This is a genomic window from Salinivibrio costicola subsp. alcaliphilus, from assembly GCF_001996185.1.
GTDB classification, from domain to species: Bacteria; Pseudomonadota; Gammaproteobacteria; order Enterobacterales; family Vibrionaceae; genus Salinivibrio; species Salinivibrio costicola.
On sequence record NZ_MUFR01000087.1, the window covers coordinates 1 to 2,327 of the forward strand.

At 46.4% G+C, this 2,327-nt stretch carries 3 protein-coding genes; all 3 read left to right on the plus strand.

Going from position 1 to position 2,327, the window contains the following annotated elements:
* Positions 1 to 148 precede the first annotated feature (148 nt).
* The 3 genes from BZJ21_RS15175 (at position 149) to BZJ21_RS15185 (ending at position 1,918) form a co-directional block, all read left to right on the plus strand.
* Positions 149 to 1,141 carry a 5'-nucleotidase C-terminal domain-containing protein gene (locus tag BZJ21_RS15175; protein WP_236719587.1) on the plus strand — a complete coding sequence of 331 codons (993 nt, stop codon included), beginning with the start codon at positions 149 to 151 and terminating at the stop codon, positions 1,139 to 1,141.
* A gap of 224 nt (positions 1,142 to 1,365) precedes the next feature.
* Positions 1,366 to 1,602, plus strand: coding sequence for a TA system antitoxin ParD family protein (locus tag BZJ21_RS15180; RefSeq protein ID WP_021023597.1), 237 nt, complete (start codon positions 1,366 to 1,368; stop codon positions 1,600 to 1,602).
* Positions 1,571 to 1,918 carry a type II toxin-antitoxin system RelE/ParE family toxin gene (locus BZJ21_RS15185; RefSeq protein ID WP_077670243.1) on the plus strand — a complete coding sequence of 116 codons (348 nt, stop codon included), beginning with the start codon at positions 1,571 to 1,573 and terminating at the stop codon, positions 1,916 to 1,918. Before BZJ21_RS15180 ends, BZJ21_RS15185 begins: the two co-directional genes overlap by 32 nt.
* Positions 1,919 to 2,327: the final 409 nt, after the last annotated feature.

The window sequence follows — 2,327 nt, forward strand, 5'->3', positions numbered from 1 at the left end:
TTACTGTGACTCTTCCTGAGATCGCAGGGTCTTTGACGTCTCGTATTAACGATAACTTTCAGATGTTCAATCATGCATCTTCAAGTTAATTGGGTATAACAAAGATAGTTTTACTTATAAAATTAAAGGCACAGCGTCAGATCCAGAAATGGAAACCTTGTACCAGCCTTACCACCAACGCCTTCGTGCGATGGCAAACCGCGAAGTCGCGGAATTAAGAGGGGTGGATTTGGTCCCCCAGAATGAGATCCGAGGGATCCCGCAAGTTCACATTCAAGATACTGGCATTAGTGCACTGTTCCAAGAAGCCAGTTTTTTCTATGCACCAAAAGCCAACGTGATTGCTCTGCAAATTGATAATGACAATGCCGAGCTAAACGTCGGTCCGATTAAAGCAAAAGATATCGCCTATAACTATCAATATGCTGGCGGCGAAATTACTGTCTATCAAATGACCGGGGCAGATCTACGCAAATATATGGAATGGTCCGCTGACTATTTCAACTCAGTCAAACCGGGTGATGTCACCTATAGCTTTAACCCTGAACGTCGCGCATCGAAATACTCAACCAATGACTTTTTTGCGGGAGTCACCTATACCATTGATCTTACTCAACCGGCAGGAAAACGCATAACAGATTTAGCCTTTGCTGATGGACAGCCAATTACCGATACAACCGAGATAAACCTCGGGATGAATAGTTATCGAATGGGGCACCTGACCAAAGCAGGTGGCGCGTTAGAAGGAAAAGATTTTCCGGTGCTGTTCGACTCAGAACAAGCTTATGGTGAAGAAGAAGGTACCATCAGAAATATGACTATTCGCTATCTAACAGAGGAAAAAGGTGGCGTTTATACCGGCAAACCTATGGCTCGCTGGCAGTTAAAAGGTCTAGATATTGACACTAACACACGCAATATCATTAAAGATTTGGTCAACAGCAAGCAAATTGATGTACCAAGTAGCGACGACGGGCGTTATACCAACGTTGCTGCGATCAACGTAAAAGGCTTACGTTTTAACACCAAAGAAGAAAAAGCCGAAGCACTGGCCGTTCGTGAAGCAAAACTCGCTACGGCAACAGGCACAGAGAAAGAAAACCTTGAACGAGAAATCGTCATCATCAACGCGCTGAACTAGGCTCGCTGGTATAGCTTATGCGGTCGGTAACACCCCGGCCGCATACCCCCCTGCCCATGATCAAGAATTATCACGATATAAGCCGTGCGCAGTGCAACTGGCGCAGTGCAACTGGCGCAGTGCAACTGGCGCATTACGCCAGGCACGCAGCCTTAAACAAATTGCAAGGCGCGACATTTTGTCGCATAATGACTTGTACAGACATATAAGCGAGGTAATGAATCATGCCAACCAGTGTACGGTTAGATGATGAGTTTGTGTCAGATGTAAAAGTGCATGCAGAAGCTGAAATGCGCTCTGTGCCCAAGCAAATTGAGTATTGGGCAAAAATTGGGAAAATCATGACTGAGAACCCTGATTTACCCTATAGCTTTGTGCAAGAAGCCCTGATTGCATCTGAAGAAGTCAAACTTGGTAAGGTAAAACGTTATGAGCGACGGACCCCACGACAATCAGATTGATGTTTTCGTCTCTCGTGTTTTTGAAAAGCAGATGAACAAGCTGTCCGACGCGCAATGTGAAGTGGTCGAGGATCAGATAGATAGAATCATTGAAGAGCCCACGCTCGGCACCCAGAAAAAAGGCGATCTGTCTTATCTTTGGGTGCACAAGTTCAAGCTCGACAGGCAAGAGGTGTTGCTTGGCTACGCTTGGGTTGAAAACAGACTCGAACTCTACCTGCTTAATATCAGCTCGCACGAGAATTTCTACGCGACGATGAAAAAGCGAAGAAAAGCGGATTTAAAGATCATTGGTGCACCGCCGAATCGACGCTAGTGACAGTGAATGAAAATCCGAAACCCAACGAGATCACTTTCCCTTTCTATGCCGCCTATACGTTACTCGGCATAAGCGCCAGCTCGATCGTACAAGCTTGGTGTGATTTGCGCCGCGCGCAGTGCAACTGGCGCCATCCGACATCGAGGCCAACGATTAACCTCGATCGTGACAGGCGCCCTTTGACAGTTATCACATATCCAACACCGTGCTGGGGCTTGTGTCATCGACGCCAATGGTATCATCGGGCCAAAAGTGGCTGTTCCGATAACCAATGTAAGCCAATGGCACCGCCGATATTAAAATGGTGTGTAGATACCATCTCTCCGAACCATCCGTAAAGGGTTATGTAACCACTTGCGGGTGGTATTCGCTTTGATGTTTTACAACACCAAAACAAATCTGTACC